The organism is Aggregatibacter sp. oral taxon 458 str. W10330, assembly GCF_000466335.1.
Lineage (GTDB): Bacteria > Pseudomonadota > Gammaproteobacteria > Enterobacterales > Pasteurellaceae > Aggregatibacter.
The window spans coordinates 6,332-9,239 of the sequence record NZ_KE952591.1 but is presented as its reverse complement, the minus strand read 5'-3'; the positions used below and the strand labels follow the sequence as shown (position 1 = coordinate 9,239).

The 2,908-nt window shown below is 30.7% G+C and carries 5 protein-coding genes and 2 pseudogenes; all 7 read left to right on the top strand.

What is annotated here, in order from left to right:
- A pseudogene (locus HMPREF9065_RS08805) lies at nucleotides 1–434 on the top strand (hypothetical protein); the annotation flags it as partial.
- A complete protein-coding gene (locus HMPREF9065_RS08810; protein ID WP_021615222.1) occupies nucleotides 431–1,114 on the top strand; it encodes a hypothetical protein in 684 nt (227 codons plus the stop codon). The pseudogene HMPREF9065_RS08805 and the gene HMPREF9065_RS08810, both read left to right, overlap by 4 nt.
- Before the next feature lie 106 nt (nucleotides 1,115–1,220).
- Nucleotides 1,221–1,292 (top strand): colicin E3/pyocin S6 family cytotoxin, encoded by a 72-nt coding sequence (locus HMPREF9065_RS10445; RefSeq protein WP_369751011.1) that lies wholly within the window; start codon nucleotides 1,221–1,223, stop codon nucleotides 1,290–1,292.
- Nucleotides 1,293–1,309: 17 nt separating this feature from the next.
- Nucleotides 1,310–1,558, top strand: a complete 249-nt coding sequence (locus tag HMPREF9065_RS08815) for a DUF7683 domain-containing protein (protein WP_021615221.1) — start codon at nucleotides 1,310–1,312, stop codon at nucleotides 1,556–1,558.
- A 19-nt stretch (nucleotides 1,559–1,577) separates the two neighbouring features.
- Nucleotides 1,578–2,027, top strand: a complete 450-nt coding sequence (locus HMPREF9065_RS08820; protein ID WP_021615220.1) for a hypothetical protein — start codon at nucleotides 1,578–1,580, stop codon at nucleotides 2,025–2,027.
- Between the two features lie 31 nt (nucleotides 2,028–2,058).
- The gene (locus HMPREF9065_RS08825) at nucleotides 2,059–2,520 is read left to right on the top strand and encodes a hypothetical protein (RefSeq protein WP_021615219.1); all 462 of its coding nucleotides are present in this window, start codon (nucleotides 2,059–2,061) and stop codon (nucleotides 2,518–2,520) included.
- A gap of 168 nt (nucleotides 2,521–2,688) precedes the next feature.
- Nucleotides 2,689–2,908: pseudogene (locus HMPREF9065_RS10170) on the top strand (ankyrin repeat domain-containing protein); the annotation flags it as partial.

The following is a 2,908-nucleotide window of genomic DNA, read 5'->3' as shown; positions in this document are numbered from 1 at the left end:
CGGTAACGAATGATAAAGACAGCCATATTTTGGTGGGCGGTGAAAGTCAGGTTGGGGATTGGAGGGATAATGTTGTTACTAGGGATAACAGATTACCAATTCCAGAACCAGTAAAAGCTAATAATGGATTAACAATTGAATCTAATTCAAAACATACTTTAGGTGGAACTGGTAACCGTCCAAATGCAGGTATTGAACCTAAAGATTCATTAAAGCTTTTTGAGTCCTCAGTTGAAGGAGGCAAAAAGCGTTATGCGATAGATAGCGAAGGGAGAATTCATCAATTTAATTCAAATAAGGAAGGCGACCGTTGGCATTGGGCTGGACGAACAGGAAAAGATCAAAGGGTTGAACAGCGGATAAATCCTTCTGATATAAATAAAGACGTATATGAAAGATTAGGTACACACTATAATGAGGTAAGAAAGAAATGATTATTGGAAATCCAGGAATATATGATAGTGAAGGTTGTTTTAGTAATTTTGCTATTCAAATTGATAGAATCTTAAATACAGATAATTTTTCAATAAACTTATGCATTGATATGAGTATTTTTCCATCTCATCTACCCTATAATAAGGCTAGTTATCTCATTGAGTTTTTTGATCCTAAACTAGATATTTTTTCAGTTGTAAATGATGAATTATTTAGTTTACCTGATAGAGCTTTGATGAAAAAATTAATGGAGAAAGGCTTTGCTTTTATATACTCAATTGAACAGCTAATAAAAAATAATGAAATTGATGGAAAGCTTTTTATAGAGGATGAAGAAATTTTATTTGATAAGTTAGATAGGGTTGGGCAAACTGAATCAATAAACCCATACTTATGGGAGATTGATTATATGGAGTATATAAATATGGGCTACTATCCATTTATTGTTAATAGTTCTAAGGGGTTTTCTAAAGTAGTTATTATATTTAACAAGAGAAGAAATTATGATATAGATTATATTGAAGATAGATTGCTTTTTTCTGAGTATCTTCCAAAAGATAATATAGGTTTTTTTGATAATGATTTTTGGGGGGTTAAGATATCTTGTATTAAAACAGATGATTTACATTTAATAATAAGCAAAATTTATTCTTTGCTAAACCAATTTGTTAATGATTAGAAATTTATACTAATATTGAAAAAAGATTATTAAATAAAAATTAGAAAGTTTTACTAGAATCTCAAATAGCCCCATAGATGGCACAAGCGAGGACGCTTGCGCCATCGTGGGGGCTTTTGATTATAAAACAGGAGATAAGATTAAACCCGCAGATCCAAAGAGAAGAATAGAACCATAATTTATATAGGTAAAACGATGAAAAAACTCAGAAGATATATTGAAATATATAGTAATGTTACCGATGAGCTTCTTGTTAGAATAGAAGTTAAAATTGATAAAAATCAAATTAATAAATATATTACATGTGATTTAGATGATCCTGATGTTCTAGGAGTTTACTCATTAAATAATAAAGAGCTGGAATGTTTTAGAATAATTAATTGTGACAATGGCAGTATAAGTTTTTTTTATTACCTCAGAGGAGTGATTCTGACAAAGATTTGAATAGAGTTAAGGACTAATAATGTTTGGTATTTTCTTTAAAGATAAAGATACATCTTTTGATAATGGATATGGAATGCATATTTTGGCTTCGATCTCTTTAGGTGAATATGTAGAAGAATTACATATTCCAATAGACTATTGGGGTATTGAAGAATATAAAAATAGCTGGGCTACATCTATAGCTGATGGGATAGAAAAAAAGAAACATTCAGTACTTATTACATCTATGCATGAGCCAGAATCTTTAAATTTTATTTCTACATGGATTGTTTATTATGGTGGGGAAATTTCTTATGTTCAAAATAAGATCATATTTATCGATGATTTCCCAGAGTTTGATGCGTCTAAAATCAATGAATATGTAAATAAACGAGAGGTCTTAAATGAAGATGGTTTTAAGATATCTGAATGGATAGTAAAAACAAAAGATGTAATTGACTTTTATGATAGCATTATCGGTTTAGTTTGACTAATTTATTCTAATAATTAAGGGATAAGTAATGAGGTCAATTGAAAGTAATAAAAAGGATTTTGGAATTTATTGGACTGAGAGTTTTTCAATTGATGATTATGTGTACGGTAATATTAAAATAAGAATAGGTGATAGGTTATATCCTGAAAATAATGATTCCTATGATAACTACACATTAGGTACAGTTTTTTTTAATTTAAAAGACTCATTTATTAATAAATACTATTATGGTTATTGTACAAATGAAGACTTTGGTGAAAGTGAGTTTAATGCTACTAAATGGCACAATGGAGAACTATCTAATGTTTTTTTAATTGATACAACAGAGTTGGGTGGTTATGAGAATATCAACACACTTTATTTATGTATGGCATATTCAGGAGATTTTGAGCGTTTATTTTATAGTGTAGATAATGGAGAATCTTTTAATGAAATTAGATATCCAAAAGGAACTGTTCAGGGGGTTGTATCTCGATTGCCTACATACTAGGCTCCCATAGATGGCGCCAGCGTCCACGCTTGTGCTGCTTAATAAAAACATTGCGAATTTTACCCATAAACGTTGGGAGAACCAATGTTCAAAATTCTTTGGATTTTTTACTGCACTTTTAGATGATAGGCACAAGCGAGGACGCTTGCGCCATCGTGGGAAACTAATATGACAAATTTATATGAAAAATATAAAGATGATCCGGAGATGCTTGTTGCGATAGCAGAGAGAGAAGGAAATATCGCAATGCTGGAGGATATTTTCTTTATAAGTAAAAAGTTAGATATTCACTATGTATCGGCAGATAAATGGAATTGGCTGCACCAGTGTAATTTAATTTGTGCGGTTCCTTTATCGGTTGTGGAGTTTTATATAAAACATGGAGTGG